Origin of the sequence: Plastoroseomonas arctica, assembly GCF_018128965.1 — a bacterium.
Lineage (GTDB): Bacteria > Pseudomonadota > Alphaproteobacteria > Acetobacterales > Acetobacteraceae > Plastoroseomonas > Plastoroseomonas arctica.
Genome location: NZ_JAAEDH010000011.1, coordinates 98,031 through 115,144 on the forward strand (window position 1 = coordinate 98,031; position 17,114 = coordinate 115,144).

The 17,114-nt window shown below is 70.4% G+C and carries 15 protein-coding genes and 1 pseudogene; 8 read left to right on the forward strand and 8 right to left on the reverse strand.

Features of this window, described 5'->3' with window-relative positions:
• Window positions 1-35 precede the first annotated feature (35 nt).
• From GXW79_RS11235 to GXW79_RS11250, 4 genes are read right to left on the reverse strand one after another with little or no spacing between them, the layout of a single operon-like run.
• On the reverse strand, window positions 36-944 hold the full coding sequence (locus tag GXW79_RS11235) for a class I SAM-dependent methyltransferase (protein ID WP_211874483.1): 909 nt from the start codon (window positions 942-944) through the stop codon (window positions 36-38).
• The gene (locus GXW79_RS11240) at window positions 944-2,083 is read right to left on the reverse strand and encodes a glycosyltransferase (protein ID WP_211874484.1); all 1,140 of its coding nucleotides are present in this window, start codon (window positions 2,081-2,083) and stop codon (window positions 944-946) included. The genes GXW79_RS11235 and GXW79_RS11240 overlap by 1 nt, the downstream gene beginning before the upstream one ends.
• A gap of 52 nt (window positions 2,084-2,135) precedes the next feature.
• The gene (gene argJ / locus GXW79_RS11245; protein ID WP_211874485.1) at window positions 2,136-3,368 is read right to left on the reverse strand and encodes a bifunctional glutamate N-acetyltransferase/amino-acid acetyltransferase ArgJ; all 1,233 of its coding nucleotides are present in this window, start codon (window positions 3,366-3,368) and stop codon (window positions 2,136-2,138) included.
• Window positions 3,369-3,379: 11 nt separating this feature from the next.
• Complete coding sequence (locus tag GXW79_RS11250; RefSeq protein WP_211874486.1) at window positions 3,380-4,321, reverse strand: peptidylprolyl isomerase; 942 nt, start codon at window positions 4,319-4,321, stop codon at window positions 3,380-3,382.
• A 149-nt stretch (window positions 4,322-4,470) separates the two neighbouring features.
• Here GXW79_RS11250 and secA point away from each other — a divergent pair, with 149 nt between their 5' ends.
• Window positions 4,471-7,188, forward strand: coding sequence for a preprotein translocase subunit SecA (secA, locus tag GXW79_RS11255; RefSeq protein ID WP_211874534.1), 2,718 nt, complete (start codon window positions 4,471-4,473; stop codon window positions 7,186-7,188).
• Window positions 7,170-7,604 carry a hypothetical protein gene (locus GXW79_RS11260; RefSeq protein ID WP_211874487.1) on the forward strand — a complete coding sequence of 145 codons (435 nt, stop codon included), beginning with the start codon at window positions 7,170-7,172 and terminating at the stop codon, window positions 7,602-7,604. The genes secA and GXW79_RS11260 overlap by 19 nt, the downstream gene beginning before the upstream one ends.
• 6 nt (window positions 7,605-7,610) lie before the next feature.
• Here the strand turns inward: GXW79_RS11260 and GXW79_RS11265 are convergent, their stop codons facing one another.
• From GXW79_RS11265 to aroB, 4 genes are all read right to left on the reverse strand, one after another.
• A complete protein-coding gene (locus GXW79_RS11265) occupies window positions 7,611-8,399 on the reverse strand; it encodes a hypothetical protein (RefSeq protein WP_211874488.1) in 789 nt (262 codons plus the stop codon).
• A 61-nt stretch (window positions 8,400-8,460) separates the two neighbouring features.
• Window positions 8,461-9,060, reverse strand: a complete 600-nt coding sequence (locus GXW79_RS11270) for a DUF2889 domain-containing protein (RefSeq protein ID WP_211874489.1) — start codon at window positions 9,058-9,060, stop codon at window positions 8,461-8,463.
• 82 nt (window positions 9,061-9,142) lie between these two features.
• Complete coding sequence (locus GXW79_RS11275) at window positions 9,143-10,048, reverse strand: FkbM family methyltransferase (RefSeq protein WP_211874490.1); 906 nt, start codon at window positions 10,046-10,048, stop codon at window positions 9,143-9,145.
• 68 nt (window positions 10,049-10,116) lie between these two features.
• Entirely contained in the window at window positions 10,117-11,901 is a 1,785-nt protein-coding gene (gene aroB, locus GXW79_RS11280) for a 3-dehydroquinate synthase (RefSeq protein WP_211874491.1), read from the reverse strand.
• On the opposite strand from aroB, the gene GXW79_RS11285 reads away from it, so the two are divergent.
• The 6 genes and pseudogenes from GXW79_RS11285 to GXW79_RS21805 all read left to right on the forward strand — a co-directional run.
• Window positions 11,900-12,046 carry a hypothetical protein gene (locus GXW79_RS11285; RefSeq protein ID WP_211874492.1) on the forward strand — a complete coding sequence of 49 codons (147 nt, stop codon included), beginning with the start codon at window positions 11,900-11,902 and terminating at the stop codon, window positions 12,044-12,046. The genes aroB and GXW79_RS11285 overlap by 2 nt on opposite strands.
• Window positions 12,047-12,200: 154 nt before the next feature.
• Window positions 12,201-13,115 carry a tyrosine recombinase gene (locus GXW79_RS11290; RefSeq protein WP_211874493.1) on the forward strand — a complete coding sequence of 305 codons (915 nt, stop codon included), beginning with the start codon at window positions 12,201-12,203 and terminating at the stop codon, window positions 13,113-13,115.
• 50 nt (window positions 13,116-13,165) lie between these two features.
• A complete protein-coding gene (locus tag GXW79_RS11295) occupies window positions 13,166-14,122 on the forward strand; it encodes an acetyl-CoA carboxylase carboxyltransferase subunit alpha (protein ID WP_211874494.1) in 957 nt (318 codons plus the stop codon).
• Between the two features lie 78 nt (window positions 14,123-14,200).
• A complete protein-coding gene (locus GXW79_RS11300) occupies window positions 14,201-15,328 on the forward strand; it encodes a cache domain-containing protein (protein WP_211874495.1) in 1,128 nt (375 codons plus the stop codon).
• Window positions 15,325-16,377, forward strand: coding sequence for a ligand-gated ion channel (locus GXW79_RS11305; RefSeq protein WP_211874496.1), 1,053 nt, complete (start codon window positions 15,325-15,327; stop codon window positions 16,375-16,377). The genes GXW79_RS11300 and GXW79_RS11305 overlap by 4 nt, the downstream gene beginning before the upstream one ends.
• Window positions 16,378-16,426: 49 nt before the next feature.
• Window positions 16,427-16,963: pseudogene (locus tag GXW79_RS21805) on the forward strand (MFS transporter); the annotation flags it as partial.
• Between the last annotated feature and the right edge of the window lie 151 nt (window positions 16,964-17,114).

Sequence of the window (17,114 nt, forward strand, 5' to 3'; positions counted from 1 at the left end):
GGGGATGGCTAGGAACGATTGAAAAAGCGGCGATGTCAACGCGGCGGCTTTTGCGCCACCAGCAGCACGAAATGTGGCGCGGCATCGGGCGGAATGCGGCGCAGCGGGGCCAGGATCCGCGCCGCCGCGTAAGCCGCGAGCAGGCTGGCGTGCCAGCGCCAATCGGCACGAAAATAGGGGCCATCGGGCGGCGCCTTCATCGGCGCGAGACGACCCATCCAATGGATCAGCGGCTGTCCCGGCGCGGCCGGCAGCAGGGCCACGTCCCGGACCACCAGCCCGGCCTGGGCGGCCAACGCTCGCGTGGCGCCCTCGTTCCACCAGCTCAGGTGGTGCGGCGGCGCGTTGAGGCAGAAATTCGGGATCGCCGTCATCGGCGAGGGCCAAAGTGGCGCACCGAGCATCAACAGCCCGCCCGGCTTGAGGCAGGCCAGCATGGCGCGGGTCAGCGCCAGCGGGTCAGCGACATGCTCGATGACCTGGAAGGCGGTGACGGCATCATAGTGCTCGCCCAGCCGCGCGGCGTGGTCGGCGGCGGTCTCGCGCAGAACCCCGCCACCCTCGGCCGCGTGCGGGTCGAGCGCGGTGACGCGCACCCCGGGCGACGCGAAGGCGCCAGGGCCGGCGCCGACATCGAGCACCGCATCGCCAGCGCGGAGATGCCGCGCGGCGGCGAGGTATTCCGGACGCGTCGGCGCGGCGCGGCGGATCAGCGCCGGCGCGTCGAGTTTTTCGTAAAGCGCTGCGTAGAATGCAGCATCGCCCTCGACCGGCGGGTCGAAGAACATCAGCCCGCAGGGTGCACGCCACAGGGTAAACTCGCCGCGCTCCGGCAGCACGGAGGGCGTGACCCCAAAACTGTGCCGCCACAGCCCGCGCAGCAGTTTCGTGCCGACCGCCTGCACGCGCGTAGCGGTCTCCCCGGTGATCGGGCACGCGGCCATCAGGGCAGCGCGGCGGGCGGCGCGCGGCGCACCACGCGCACGGCGTTCGGCCCGTCGATGCGGTATTCGACATGGCGCCAGCGGATGGTGCGCCAGAAGGCGCTGGACCAGAACAGCGCCAGGATGAGGGGGGGCGCGAAGATGCTGACAAGCGCCTGGCCGAACAGTGCGGCGGGGGCATCCGGCACCCCGATGCGGCGGCCGACATGGTCGTGGAGACCCGCCCGGAGCAGCGCGAGTGCCGCCAGCGGTGCCGCCGCCCACCAGGCGCCGAGCAGCGCCAGCGGCAGCGCGCAGGCCTCCATATGCAGCAGCAGGCCGAGCAGCCCCCAGAACCCGGGCCGGTAGATGCGCAGAATCTGTAGCTGCCGCCGCTTGAACCCCCAGGCCGAGGCCTCGCCGCCCTCGGGCGGGGTTGGCAGCAGCACGGCGCGCCGCGTGAGCATCCGCGCGCCAGTCTCCCCCGCGCGCCGGGAGATGGCGCCGTCCGTGGAGAAGGATTTCTGAAGCGCCTCGGAGAGGCGCATGGCGACAAAACTCTCCCGCGCGATGGCGATGGACCCGCCCCACACGACTGACGACGCCACGAAGCGCGGACCGAGCGCCAGCGCGCGATCCAGCCACACCACCGCATGGCGCACCGGGCCGCCGCCGGGCATATGCCAGCGATAGCCGGTCACGACATCCGCGGCACCATTCAGCGCCGGCGTCGCCAATGCGGAGAGCCAGCCCGGCCCGGGCAGGATATCGGCATCGAGCAGCACGATCGCGTCCTCGCTGCCATCAAGCAGCGCGAAGCCGGCCGCAAGGTTCAGCCCCTTCTGCGAGCAGCGCTCGGCCAGGCCGGCAATGGCGATGTCCATCGGGAAGGGCAGCGGCGTGGCGCGCGCCTGTGCCACCACGGGATCGGTCTCGCTCTCGGCGCAGAGAATCAGCCGCGTCGGCATCAGCGTCTGCCGCGTGAGCGCGTCCAGCAGGGTCGCGAATTGCGCACCGCCCCCGGTCGCCGCGAGCACCAGCGTGAGGCGGCCGCTCGCGTGGTGCGCCGGCGCGCGGAGGAAGGCGAGGAACCACAGGATGCCGGATATCCAGGCGACATTGGCGAGGAGTGCGGCGGCCAGCAGCGCGACCGCGCCCATCCCGAAGCTCACCGGGTGCGGCGCGGCGTCGTGGCGGGCGCGCGCGCCGCGATCAGCTGCGGTAGCTTCCGTTGATGTCGATGTAGCCGTGGGTCAGGTCGCAGGTCCAGGCGGTGGCGCGGCCCTTGCCCAGGCCGATATCGACCGTGATCTCGACCTCGCGCCCCTTCATGTGGGCGACCACAGGTGCCTCGTCGTAATCCGGGATCACGCCGCCCTCGCGCGCCATCCAGGTGCCGCCGACGGCCACCGAGAGCTTGTCGCGATCGGCCGGCTCGCCCGCCTTGCCCACCGCCATGACGATGCGGCCCCAATTCGCGTCCTCGCCAGCGATGGCGGTCTTCACCAGGGGCGAATTGGCGATGCTCATCGCGATGCGGTGCGCGGAGCGCGCGGTCACGGCGCCGGTTACGTCGATGCGCACGAGTTTCTGGGCGCCCTCGCCGTCGCGCGCGACCATCAGGGCCAGGTCCATCAGCACGTCGTTCAAAGCGCGGGTGAAGTCGCGCAGCATCGGACCGCCCTCGGCCGGAACTCGCGGGTGCTTGGTGGCGCCGGTGGCGAACAGCAGGACCGTGTCGGAGGTAGAGGTGTCGGAATCGACCGTCACGCAATTGAAGCTGGGGCCGACGCCCTTGCTCAGCAATTTCTGCAGCACGGGCGCAGGGATCTTCGCGTCGGTGGCGAGGAAGCTCAACATAGTCGCCATGTCGGGGGCGATCATCCCGCTGCCCTTGGCGATGCCGGCGATGGTAACCGTCGCGTCGCCGATCTTCGCCGTGCGCACCGCACCCTTTGGGAAGGTGTCGGTCGTCATGATCGCGCGCGCCGCCGCCGGCCAGCCATCCTCGACGAGCGCTGCATGCAGCCCGGGCAGGGCGGCGGTGAGCTTCGCAGTCGGCAGCCGCTCTCCGATCACGCCGGTCGAGGCCAAAAACACCTCGCGCGGCTTGCACCCGGCGAGCTCCGCCATGGCTTTGGCCGTGTCGGCGCAGGTCTCGCGCCCGGCCTTGCCGGTGAAGACGTTGGAATTGCCCGAGGTTACGACCAACGCGCGCGCCTTGCCGCCCTTCAGCGCGTCGCGGCACCAGTCGACGGGCGCGCCGGGGCACTTGTTCTTGGTGAAGACGCCGGCGACAGTGGTGCCCGCGGGGAACACCATCATCGTCACGTCCTCGCGCGCCTTGTAGCGGATGCCCGCCTGGGCGGCGCCGAGCGTCACGCCCGCGATCGGCGGCATCTGAGGCAGCGGCAGCGCGAGCGGCGAGGTGGCGTGGTCGGCCATGGTGGTCTTCCTCAGCGGCGCGGCGCGGGGCCGCGCGCGGGCGGGCCCGCCGGCGGCGGCGGTTCGGCCGTGTCGGTTGGGCGCACCGGGCCGCCATCGAGGTTGAAACGCTCCACGGTGGCGGCCGAGCGGAGCCGCTCGACGAAGGCGTTCACCTCGCCCTCGAACATCTGCTGGCGGATGGTGTCGCGCACCTCCTCGAAAGCAGGGGGCGCAGCGCGGCGGCGTTCCTCGACCCGGATGATGTGCCAGCCGAAATTGGTTCGCACCGGCGCCGGCGAGACCTGGCCCGGCTGCAGCGCGAAGGCGGCCTCGGCGAATTCCGGCACCAAGTCGCCGCGCTTGAAGAAGCCGAGGTCGCCGCCCGTCTGCGCGCCCGGGCCGCTCGACCGGCGGGTCGCGACGGCGGCGAAATCCGCCCCGCCCTGGATTTCGCGCAGCGCATCGCGCGCCTCCGCTTCGGTCGCCACCAGGACGTGGCGGGCGCGGACTTCCTCCTCGGCGGGGCGGCCGGTGATCTCGCGGTCATAGCGGGCGCGAACGGCGGCCTCGTCGACGCGGGAGGCGATTTCGCGCGCGATCAGCGCCTGGGCCAGCTCCTGCTCCTCCGCGCGGCGGATGCGGGCGCGCACGTCGGGCTCACGGTCGAGGCCAGCGCGGCGGGCGGCCGCCACGATGGCGCGCGTCGTCACGATCTGGTCGATGATGAGCGGATAGACCATCTGCGGCGGGGCGTTGCGCAGCTCCTCGGGCAGGGCGCGCGCCATGGCGGTCACTTCGGAGAGCAGCACCGGCTCCCCATCCACCCGCGCCACTACCGGATCGACGGCGGGCGTCGTCGCGGCTGGGGGTGTGGCGGCGGGCGGGGTTGCGGCCGGGGGCGTTGCCGCCGGCGCCTGGGCCAAGGTGGGGCCAGCCACGAGCAGGAGGAAAAGGGCTGCAAGCCTGAGCATGAAAAACCTCGGTCGTGGACGCGCCGGACCATGGCCGAAGCGCCGGCGCCCGACAAGCCGGGGCGAATTGACCTTGCCCCCCCGCACCCCTATCTGACGCGGGCGCGATGCCAGCGCCCGGCCGGAGAGCCCCTGCCCCCATGGTTAACCTGTTCGCGGGCCTTGCCCGTTCCCTGTTCGGCTCCGCCAATGACCGGGCCCTCAAGCGCCTCAAGGCGCGCGTGCCCGCGATCAACGCCCTGGAGCCTCGCTTCGAGGCCATGTCGGAGGCGGAGCTGCAGGGCCAGACGGCGGCGTTCCGTGCCCGCCTGGCCCAGGGCGAATCGCTCGACGACATCCTCCCCGAAGCCTTCGCGACCGTGCGCGAGGCGGCCAAGCGCGTCTTCGGCATGCGTCATTTCGACGTGCAGCTGATCGGCGGAATGGTCCTGCACGAGGGCAAGATCGCCGAGATGAAGACCGGCGAGGGCAAGACGCTCGTCGCGACCCTGCCCGTCTACCTCAACGCGCTGCCTGGCAAGGGCGTGCACGTGGTGACGGTCAACGACTACCTGGCGGCCCGCGACGCGGAATGGATGGGCAAGCTTTACGGCTATCTGGGGCTCACCACCGGCACCATCGTGCATGGCTTGACGGACGACCAGCGCCGCGACGCCTACCATTGCGACGTCACCTACGGCACCAACAACGAGTTCGGCTTCGACTACCTGCGCGACAACATGAAGTACCGCCTCGACGAGATGGTCCAGCGCGACTTCGCCTACGCGATCGTCGACGAGGTCGACTCGATCCTGGTCGACGAGGCGCGCACGCCGCTGATCATCTCGGGGCCCACCGACGACACCTCGGACCTCTATCGCCGCGTCGATCTCGTCATCAAGGAGATCGTGAAGGAGGCGGCGAATTTCGAGAAGGACGAGAAGCAGCGCACCGTCTCGCTGACCGAGGAGGGCACCGAGGCTGTCGAGCAGGCCCTACGGATCGCGGGCATCCTCGAAGAGGGGACGCTGTATGACATCGGCAACGTCACCATCGTCCATCACGTCAACCAATCCCTGCGCGCGCATGCGCTGTTTAACCGCGACATCGAATACATCGTCCACCAGGACAAGATCGTCATCATCGACGAGTTCACCGGCCGCATGATGGAAGGCCGGCGCTACTCCGATGGGCTGCACCAGGCGCTGGAGGCGAAGGAACACGTCACCATCCAGCCGGAGAACCAGACGCTCGCCTCCATCACCTTCCAGAACTATTTTCGGCTGTATCCGAAGCTGTCCGGCATGACCGGCACGGCGGCGACGGAAGCCGACGAATTCGCCGAAATCTACAAGCTCGAAGTGCTGGAGATCCCGACCAACGTCCCCGTCGCGCGTGCCGATGGCGATGACGAGGTGTATCGGTCGGCCACCGAGAAGTATGAGGCAGTGGCGACCCTGATCGACGAGGCGCGGACGCGCGGCCAGCCCTGCCTGGTCGGCACGACGAGCATCGAGAAGAGCGAGATCATCTCGAACCTGCTCAAGAAGAAGAAGGTGCCGCACGCGGTTCTGAACGCGCGCTACCACGAGCAGGAAGCCGAGATCATCGCCCAGGCCGGCCGCCCGGGCTCGGTCACCATCGCCACCAACATGGCCGGCCGTGGCACCGACATCCAGCTCGGCGGCAATGCCGACATGCTCGCCCGCCAGGACGCCAAGACTGGTGAGGGCCCGGAATTCGAAGCGGCGCTCGCGAAGCACAAGGCGGAAATCGCAGCGTTGCGCCCGAAGGTGCTGGAAGCCGGAGGCCTGTTCGTGATCGGCACCGAGCGGCACGAATCGCGGCGCATCGACAACCAGCTGCGCGGCCGCTCCGGGCGCCAGGGCGACCCCGGCGCGTCGCGCTTCTTCCTCTCGCTCGAAGACGACCTGATGCGCATCTTCGGGTCCAACCGCATGGGCGGGATGCTGCAGAAGCTGGGGCTCAAGGAAGGCGAGGCGATCGTCCATCCCTGGATCAACAAGGCACTGGAGCGGGCGCAGAAGAAGGTCGAGGCGCGCAACTTCGACACGCGCAAGAACCTGCTGAAATACGACGACGTGATGAACGACCAGCGCCGCGAGGTCTACGCCCAGCGCCGCGCCTTCATGCTCGCCGAGGATGTGGCCGAGACCACCGCGGAGATGCGCCGCGAGGCGATCAACGAGATGGTCTCCAAGGCCATTCCCGAGAACGCCTATCCCGAGCAATGGGACCTCGAGACGCTCGAGAAGACCGTCACCGAGCACCTTGGGCTTAACCTGCCTGTGGCCGACTGGGCGCGCGAGGAAGGCATCGACGACGAGGCGGTGCGCGAACGCCTGATGGACGCCGCGGACCGGCACATGGCGGCCAAGGCCGCCGATGTCGGGCCCGAGATCATGCGCATGGTCGAAAAATCCTTGCTCCTGCAGGTGTTCGACCAGGTTTGGAAAGAGCACCTGCTTGCGCTGGAGCACCTGCGCCACGGCATCGGCCTACGCGCCTACGGCCAGCGCGACCCGCTGAACGAATACAAATCCGAGGCCTTCGCGCTGTTCAACACCATGCTCGCCGACATGCGCGAGCGGGTGACGGGCCTGCTCATGCGCATCGAGCTGCGCCCTGAGGCGCCGCTGCCGGAACACGATCCGATCCGCGTCACCGACATGCGCCATCCCGACCCCGGGCAGGGCGACTACGACATGAGCGGTGGCGGGGATGGCTACGGCGCCGCGGTCGCGACGCGGCCGGCCTCCGGTGCCGTGGACCCGAAGAACCCCGCGACCTGGGGCAATGTCCCGCGCAACGCGCCCTGCCCCTGCGGGTCGGGCAAGAAGTACAAGCATTGCCACGGGCGGGGCTGATCGCCCTCGCGCTGCTGGCGGCGTCGCCCGCTGCGGCGCATTGGGAATACACCCGCTGGGGCATGAATGAGGGCGCCGTCATCGCGGCCTCCGGTGGGGCGGTCCACGCCCTGCCGCCTGCCGAACGCCGCCGCCAGGGCGAGCTCGACTATCGCGCCGCAGGGCGCTTCGAGGCGGAAGGCGCCGTCTTCCGCCTGGCATTCGGCTTCGGCCGCACCGGGCTGCGCTGCGTCAGCATCCGTGCCGAGGACCCGCGCGAGGCGCCCGCGCTCCGCCGGTGGATTACCCGCCGCTTCGGCGCCGTGCAGCAGATCGGCGGCGATGAGAACCAATCCGTCTTCGTCTGGTCGCGACCGGACGACATCCAGATGCTGGTCCAACCCGACGCCGCCATCGCGCTGCATTGCGCAAGCTGACCAGGCTCACTCGCCCAGCGTCTCCATCAGCCCTAGCCGCCGCACATCATCGAGCGTGACCATCACGCGCGGCGCACCGCGCAGCCAGGCGTGCGCCCGGGCGCGCGCCGTCTCGACCCGGATGCGTGTGCGCCCCGCCTCGCCGCGACGCACCGGCAGCATCAGCACGCCGCTGCCCGACCAGCGCAACGTGGTGCCGAATTCCTCGCGCCAGCCCGCACTGGCTCGGCGCGGCGGGCATGCGCTGGGAAGGCCGCGGGCGAAGACGTCGTAGCGAAGGCCAACCCCGTCCGGCTGGGCGGTGAAGCGGCCGGTGAACAGGCTCTGCCCGTCGCAGGTGCCCGCGTTGCGGTAGCGCAGCGTCTCCAGACCCAGGATGCGCAGCGCACCGCCATCCTCGCGGCCGATGATTGCCGCTATCTCCTGGTAGACGCCGGTGCCCGTCACACCCTCGAAGCTCGCGAGCACGACCTCGCGCCCACGCAGCGGAAGCACGGCGAAGACGCGCGCGAAGCCGTACCAGGAGGGCAGCGTGATCGTTTCGGGCGGCCCGTCCTCGCCGGCGAAGCTGAGCACCAGGACGCGCTCGATGGACATCGGCCGGACGCTGAGCACGACGGGCGCGGCGTTGGGGGCAAGACGCACCGGGCGAGGGGTAGCCAGCGCGGGCGGGTCGCGACGTTCGCTCTCGTCATCGGTCTCGGGCGCATCGCGCGGTGCCTGGGCGCCCGCGGCAAAGGGTGCCGAGGCGGCGCCGAGCAGGACGGCGCGGCGGGTCCATCGGGGGTCGATCATCGCGCTGGGCCACTGCCAGTCCGCGACTGTCGCGCCCCGCGCGCAGGCCACCGACGCCCGTTCACGGTGCCTTGGGCGACGCCGTCTCGTTCTCGGCAGCGCGGCCGAGCACGACCGGACTGTCCGGCGCATAGGCGAGGCAGGTGCCGATCAGCGGATTGGCGCGGGGCACCACCACTTCCGGGGCGCCGCCCTCGGCCAGGCGCCGCGCCCGGGCCTCGCGCTCGCGCTTCATGCGCACCGGGTAGAGCGTCTGGTAGGTGACGGTCGCGACCTGGCCGAGCACCTCGCGCAGATGGGTGCAGCCGAGCACGCCGCCGACCCGCTCCTTCACCGCGCGGTTGAAGCCCGGCCCGATGCGAAGCCCGGCGAGGGCGGCGAAGTTGGGCGCGGCCTGCGGGCAGATCGGGTAGGGCGTGAAGTCGGAGGAGGCCTCGCAGCTGTGGATCAACATCTCCTCGTCGAGCGTGAGGCGGATCCACATGCCGTGCAGCGCCTCGCCCTTCTCGATCCAGCCGCGGCCCTCATTGGCGAAACCGTAGGATTTCGTGTCGGTGAGGTGGGCCTCGATGTCGAACAGGCCGTCGGCGCGCTGATAGCCGCGGAGCTCGATATTGCGCAGGTGCAGCAGGTCCCGCTCGGCGGGGGCAGAGAGGGGCATGGAGCCTCCGGTAGGGCCGTTTCACGCCCATCTATGCCGCAGTGCAGCGTAGGGGTCCAGGTGGGGAGGGTCCCGCCCCGGATCAGCCGGACAGCGCTTTGGTCTCGGCTGCGACGGGGCGCTTGGCCAGTTCCGCCTCAAGCTGCGCGATGCGCTGCTGGAGAATGTGGAGGTCGCGCTGCTTCTCGAGCACGTCCTGGGCCGCGTCCATCCGGACGCCCATGGCGACGATCGCCTCATGCACCGCCTCGCTCGCGGGACCAATCGGGAGAAAGGGGAAGAACCAAAGCGGAAGCTCCGGCTTGCCAACATTGGGGGGGTCAAGCGGCATTGGGTACAAGGTTCGGTTGGGCTTCCGCTTGACCAAGTCGGTCCGCACATAGGACAGCTCGTAATAATCCGCAACCGTGAAGCCTGAGACGAGGCCCAGCGGCCGGTTGTTGTTGGCGTGGACGTGGAAGATCGTGAAGTCCTGCGCCAGCTTTTCGAAGACGGGCTGCATCTTCGCCCGCACGGCGGGATTGCCCAGCTGGTGGAATTCGTGGAACTCGAAGCTCATCATCGAGAAGCGGCGCAGCGCGCTGCGCGGAATGGCGTCGAGCGACGGGTACTCGGCGCCCTCGATATCCATCTTTAGGATCAAATCCTGACGATCGCCGCCAATATTCTTCGCGAGAACGTCGGCCAGGCTCAGCATCGTTCCCTCTACGTTCGAGGCGGCGGCAATACCCGATTTGTGGAAGGTGAAGTTTGGGTGGGTACCGCGCGGGCCGGGAATGGTGTGGTCATGCATGAATACCTTGTGCCCGAGCGCGGCGACCTCCTGGTCAAAGGAGATCTGGTTGCCGATGCCGGCACTCAGGATAGGCTGGTCCGTCAGCAGTTCCGAGAGCAGCACATAGCCGCCATCGCCGGCCTTGTTTCCATAGCGGCGCTTTGTGAATCCAGGGACTTCGTAAGGCGTCAGAAGGCGGAGCAGTTCCGCCACAGCACGTGCTGAACCCGGCATCAGAGAGCCCCCGTCCATTCATGACATCATCAATCTCCGACAGCAACCTAAGTACCGCCAGATCCGCAACCCTCGTCCCAAAGCAGTTTTGCCACCACCTCCAACGGCACGTCGGCGCTGGTGAAGGCGTCGCCGGGGGCGCGCAGCAGCACGAAGCGCATCGCGCCGTCGCGCACCTTCTTGTCCTTGCGCATCCGCCCGAGCAGCGCCTCGACCGTGAAGCGCCGCGGCAGGTCCGCGATGCGCACCGGCAAGCCGAGATCCGACAGGTGCTGGATCACGCGTCCCGGCAGCTCCTGCGCGCAATGCCCAAGCCGCGCGGAGAGCGACGCGGCGAGCCCCAGGCCGACCGCCACCGCCTCGCCATGCAGCAATTCCCCGCCATAGCCGCACTCGGCCTCGAAGGCGTGCGCGAAGGTATGGCCGAGGTTGAGCAGGGCGCGGCCGCCTTCGGTGCTCTCCTCGCGCTCGTCATCGGCGACGATCGCGGCCTTGAGGCGGCAGCTCTCGATCACGGCATGGGCGAGGGCGGCCTGGTCGCCGGCGATGACGCGGGCGCCCTCGGCCTCGCACCAGCTCCACAGCGCGCCCTGCAGCAGCCCGTGCTTGGCGACCTCGGCATAGCCCGCGCGCAGTTCGCGCGACGGCAGGGTGGTGAGCGCGCGCGTATCGGCCAGCACGATCCGCGGCTGGTGGAAGGCGCCGGCGAGGTTCTTCCCGGCCGCGAGGTTCACCCCGGTCTTGCCGCCGACGGAGCTGTCCACCTGCGCCAGGAGCGTGGTCGGCACCTGGACGAAGGGCAGCCCGCGCAGCGCCACGGCGGCGGCGAAACCCGCGAGGTCGCCGACCACCCCGCCACCGAGGGCCACCACCGCACACCGCCGGTCCACCCCGGCCGCGAGCATCTGCTCCAGCAGGCCCTCGAGCACGCCCATCGACTTGGACGCCTCTCCCGCCGGCACAGCGATCTCCGCGAGCACCGTGATCCCCGCGGCCGCCAGCCCGGCCCGCAGCGCCGGCAGGTGCACGCCGGCGACCGTCGCGTCGGTGACGATGACGCAGCGCCTGGCAGGGATCGCCGGAGCGATCAGCGCGCCGGCGCGGGCGAGCAGGCCGGGTCCCACCAGGATGTCGTAGCCGCGCTCGCCAAGGGCGACCGGCAGGCGGCGTTCGGGCACCCAGCCGGCCAGCGCGTCTGCAACCCGGCGGGTGGTCTGGTCAGGGCTTTCCTCGGAGCAATCCACGATGATGTCGGCCTCGGCATAGAGGGGGTGGCGGGCGGCCATGAGGCGCTCGAGCACCTCGGCCGGGTCGGCGTTGAGGAACATCGGCCGGTGCTCGCGCCCGGCAACACGGCGCATCAGGACCGGAAGGCGGCAGCGCAGCCACAGGGCGATGGCGCCGGAGGTTCGTACCGCCTTACGCGTGCGCGCATCGGCATAGGCACCGCCGCCGGTCGCGAGCACGATGGGCGGGCCGGAAAGCAGCCGCGCGATGACGCGCCGCTCACCGTCGCGGAAATGCTGCTCGCCGTAGCGGGCGAAGATTTCCGTGATCGGCATGCCCGCGGCGGCCTCGATCTCGGTATCGGCGTCGCGGAACGGCAGGCCGAGGCGATGCGCGAGGCGTCGCCCGATGGCGGATTTCCCCGCGCCGGGCATGCCCACGAGCACCACGGCGCGCGTGGCGGTCGCGCCGAGGGCGGCACCGGTTGGTTCGGGCAGCGGAACGGCGTCCGACAGCAGTTCAAGGGCGAGGTTGCGCGACACGGTCTCGCAAGCTAGCACAACGCCGCGCGAGCGGGAGCCTTGCCGCCGCGCCGGGAGGTTCATGTTGCGCAGCCCCTTCGTGCTGATCGTGCTGCTGGTGCTCGCCGTGGCCGTCGTCGGTGTCCTGGCGATCGGCGCCTTCCCGCCTTCGGTCGAGCCGCGGCCGGTCGAGCGCGTCCTACCCAATGATCGCTTCCAAACCCGTTGAAGTCAGCGGTCATGAAGAATGACCGATGACTTCAACAGGAATTTCTGTGCCCTCAGGCGCCGGGCGCGCGCTCCGCGCGCTTGGCTCGCCGCATTAGCGGCCTTCGCCCATTCGGGCTCGCGGCCCGCCTTGCGGGCCGGAGATTGGTAGGTCGATGCGCCACGCCGAGGCCTTCCTCGAAATGCTCGCGGCCGAGCGTGGCGCCGCGCGCAACACGCTCTCCGCCTACACGGCCGATCTCGCGGATTTCGCCCGATTCGCGGCGCAGGCCGGGCACCCGGTACATGGCGCCGACGCCGCGACGCTGAGCGCCTATCTCGCAACGCTGGATGCACAGGGACTCGCCGCCCGTACCGCCGCCCGGCGGCTATCCACGCTGCGGCAGTTCCACCAATTCCTCGCCCGCGAAGGGGTGCGCGCGGACGACCCCACCGAACTGCTCGACGCTCCCCGCCTGCCCCGACTGCTGCCGCGTCCGCTGGCCGAGGCCGAGGTCGTGCGCCTGATCGAGGCGGCCGCGAGCCTGCCCGCCGGACGCGGCCCGGTCGCGGCCGCGGCGGTCGAGCTGCTGTATTGCTCGGGCCTTCGCGCCTCTGAGCTGGTGGGGCTGCCGGTCACCGCGCTCCGCCCTGGTGCCGGCGAGGCGCCGCTGATCGCCGTGCGCGGCAAGGGCGGCAAGGAGAGGCTGGTGCCGGTCTCGGCGCGTGCCCGTGCGCTCGCCTTCGCAGCCCACGCTGGAAAGACCGCGCCACGCAAGGGCGCCAAGCCACCGCGCGATAAGGCGCAGCGCTTCCTGTTTCCCGCGCGCGGCGCCACCGGGCACCTCACCCGCCAGGGACTCGGGCTGCTGTTGAAGGAGGCGGCGCTGGTGGCAGGCATCGAGCCCGCCCGCGTCAGCCCGCATGTGCTGCGCCATTCCTTCGCCTCCCACCTGCTCGGCCGGGGGGCCGACCTGCGGTCGCTGCAGATCCTGCTCGGCCACGCGGATATCGCGACGACGCAGATCTACACCCACGTGCTGGAGGAGCGGCTGCGCGCCCTGGTCCGCGAGCACCATCCCCTGGCGTGACGCGCCGCGGCCTTACGCCCGCCGCCGATTTCCGCTAACCCCTCCCCGCCATGCGCCACTTCCTCGATTTCGAAAAACCCATCGCCGAGCTCGAAGGCAAGATCGAGGAGCTGCGTCGCACCACCGACGCCGGCGGCATCGATGTCGCCGAGGAGGTAGGGCGGCTGCGCGACAAGGCGCACAAGCTGCTCCAGGCCACCTACGCGAAGCTCACGCCCTGGCAGAAGGCCCAGGTCGCCCGCCACCCCGAACGCCCGCACGCCTCGGACTACATCGCCGGCCTGATCGAGGGTTTTGTCCCGCTCGCCGGCGACCGCGCCTTCGCCGATGACGCGGCGGTCCTGGGTGGCATGGGGCGCTTTCACGGCCGCGCGGTGATGGTCCTGGGCACCGAGCGCGGCGACGACACGGAAAGCCGCGTGAAGCATAATTTCGGCATGGCGCGTCCTGAGGGCTACCGCAAGGCGCGCCGCCTCATGGAGCTCGCCGGCCGCTTCGGCCTGCCCATCTTGTCCTTCGTGGACACAGCCGGCGCCTTCCCCGGGATCGACGCCGAGGCACGCGGCCAGGCCGAAGCCATCGCCCGCTCGATCGAAGCCGGGCTCGACGCACCGGTGCCCTTCATCGCCACCATCATTGGCGAAGGCGGTTCGGGCGGGGCGATCGCGCTGGCCGCCGCCGACCGGGTGCTGATGCTCGAGCACGCGATCTATTCGGTCATCTCGCCGGAGGGCTGCGCCTCGATCCTCTGGCGCGACGCCGCGCAGGCCTCGGTCGCGGCCGAGGCGCTGCGGCTGACCGGCGAGGACCTCAAGCGCCTGGCCATCATCGATGCCGTGATCGCCGAGCCGCTGGGCGGCGCGCATCGCGACGCGCCCGCGATCATCGCATCCGTCGGTGTCCGCATCGAGGAGGTGCTGGAGCCGCTCGCCGCCCTCGACGGCGCGACGCTGCGCGCGCGGCGACGCGAAAAATTCCTGGAAATGGGGCGCGTCGGCGCCCTGTGACCCCAAGCGCACCGCGCGCCCGTATCGCTCTCTCCTGCTTCCCCTGAGCCGGCGCCCGCGTGCGCCAAGGACCTCGTCTTGAAAATCCGCGTCATCCTGGCCGCAATCCTCGGCACCTCCGTCGTCGTCGCCGCCTTCGCCGGCTTCCTCTACACCCAACTCGCCGCGAGCCTCACGCGCGACGCGGAGGAGTCGCTGCGTGGCCTCGCGACGCAGGTCGACGAGGAGATCGCCGGCACCGCCCGCGACCTCGCCGCGCGCGCGGAGCTGGTGGCCCAGATGCCCCCCGTTCGCGACGCGCTGGCCGCCAATGATCGCCACGCCATCATTGCGTTGCTCGGTGGGTCCTACACCGCGCTGCACAGCCGCTATGGGCTGACCAATGCACAGGTGAATGCCGCCGCGAGCAACACGGTCCTGCATCGCTTCCACTCGCGCGAGGCCGGCGACGACTTCACCCGCAATCGCCAGATCATCGTTGCCGCGCATGGCAGCAACCAGGCGCAGATGGGCGTCGAGATCGGCGCCTCCGGCGTTCGCGTCCGCGGCGCGGCACCGGTGGGTGGTGCGACGGTGCTCGGCAGCGTCGAGTTCGGCGTCGAATTGCAGCCGCTGCTGGAGGCGCTCCGGGCACGGACCAACGCCGATTTCGCCACGCTGATCGACGCGCGGCTGATGCCGGCCGCATCCAACGCCGCGGCACGCCTGCTCGGCGGCCTGCGCGGCGACAGCAGCACGGACTGGCCGCTGATGGGGCGCCTGCAGGAGGCGCGCGGGATCACGTTGGTGAAGGAGCCGACCTTCTCCTTTCCCGAGCTCGGCGGCGTGCCCTACGGCGCGGTGATCATCCCCCTGCTCGACTACAGTGGCGCCGAGATCGGCGTCATCGTGGCGGCGAAGTCGCTCGCGGCCGACCAGCGCACGCTGCGCCGACTGGCCGTTGCCGCGATCGCAGGCGCGATGATCGCGGAGATCGGCATCATTGGCATCATCCTGCTGCTGTTCCGCGGGCTGCTGCTGCGCCCTGTCGCGATCCTGGCCGAGGCGGTCGAGGAGTTGGATGCCGACAAGGCCTTGGTCCTGCCCAAGCCCGGTACGGCGGCCGCACTCGACCGGCTAATCCGCGCGGTGCAGGGCCGGCGCGCCGCCCGCGCGGCGGGTGCGGCCCGCGCGGCGGGTCCGGCCCTCGCGGGCGACGCGACGTGATCCGCCTCGCACTCTGCCTCGCGCTGCTGCTGCTGGGCGGCGCCGCCCATGCGCAGGAGGTGACCGGCCTGCCGCGCGACGAGGCGCTGCCGATCCGCGTCGCGACCGCCATCCGCGTCATCGACATCAGCCAGGTGCAGGAGACCGCCGGGCTGATGGCCGCGCGCATCGAGCTCACCTATCGCTGGCAGGACGGGCGCCAGGCCTTCGACCGCGTGCGCGAGGCGCAGGCCCAGAAGAACTTCTTCGGCGAGGCGGCGATCGCCCAGCTGCGGCGCATGTGGCAGCCGGCCGTGGACGTCGAGAACCTCTCCGGCGCGGCACGCCAGGACCAGACCGGGCTGACCATCGATTCCAGCGGCGCGGTGACGTTGGTGCGCCGGCTGGATGCGAGCTTCCGCGTCGCGATCGACATGTCCTCCTTCCCGTTCGACGCACAGGCGCTCGACATCATCCTGACCTCCAACCGGCATGGTGCGCGCGAGGTGCTGCTGGTGCACACCGCCGCGGACGCGGCGCATTCCGCCTTCGCGGCGCGCTTGCAGACACCTTTATGGACCATACGGCGGCTCGACGTGCGCAACGCCGCCTATGCCGGGTGGAACGGCGCGCCGCACAGCCGGCTCACCTTCACCATCGAGGCCCAGCGGCTCTACACGCAGTACCTCATCCGCATCTTCCTGCCGTTCCTGACGCTGATGTCGAGCACGCTGGTCATCCTGTGGTCGACCGACCAGACGATGCCGCTGGCGCCCAAGGGGGCGCTGGCCTTCACCACGCTGCTCGCGCTCGTGGCGCTGAGCTTCACCTTCGAATCGAACTTTCCAGGCTCGATGAGCACCGGCACGCCTATCGCGCGGATCATTTCGACCGGTTATCTCTATATCGTGAGTGTGCTGTTCCTGAACATGTTCCTGCTCAACAAGGACTTCGTATTCGCCAGGCGCGCGCCCGGAATGTTCGCGGAAATCGGCGGCTTCGTGCGCTGGGGGCTGCCGGTGGCGGTGTTCCTGTACTGGACCGCGCTCATCCTGCGCGCGGTCGTTTAGCGGGCGCCGCGGGTGGACGCGGTGTGCCCCGGTCCCAAGTGAGCGGAACATGGACAGCTTCCCCACCGACCCCGATGCCGTCGAGGCGCGCCGCCACGCCTTCCTGAGGGGCTTCCCCGCGATCGCGCTGGCGATCTTCCTCGCCGCGGTGGACCAGACGGTGACCTCCACGGCGCTGCCCGCCATCGCGGCCGAGTTCAACGCCGTCGAGCGGGTGTCCTGGGTGGTGGTCGCCTACCTGGTGGCCGGCACCTGCGCAGCGCCAGTGTTCGGACAGCTCGGCGATGCCTATGGGCGGCGCAACATCCTCTACCTCGCGCTTGGCATGAACCTCGCGGGGTGCCTGGTGAATGCCATCGCGCCCACGCTGCCGGTGCTGATTGCCGGGCGCGTGCTGCAGGGGATCGGCGGCGGCGGGCTGCTCACGCTGGCGATGGCCATCATCGGTGAGTCGCTGCCGCCGCGCGAACGCGGACGGTTCCAGGGCCATATCGCGGCGATTTTTGCCTCCGCCGCGGCCTTCGGCCCTGTGGGCGGTGGATACCTGACGCAGCATTTCGGCTGGCGGTCGATCTTCCTCATCGCACCCCCGCTGGCGGTGCTCGCCGGCGTGATGGCGCTGCGCCTCGCGCGCGTGCCCTCGTCGCGGCAGGGCGCGCTGCGCTTCGACTGGCTGGGCCTGGGCCTGTTCATCCTGGCGGTGGCCTCGGCGCTGATCGCGCTTGACCAGGGACGCC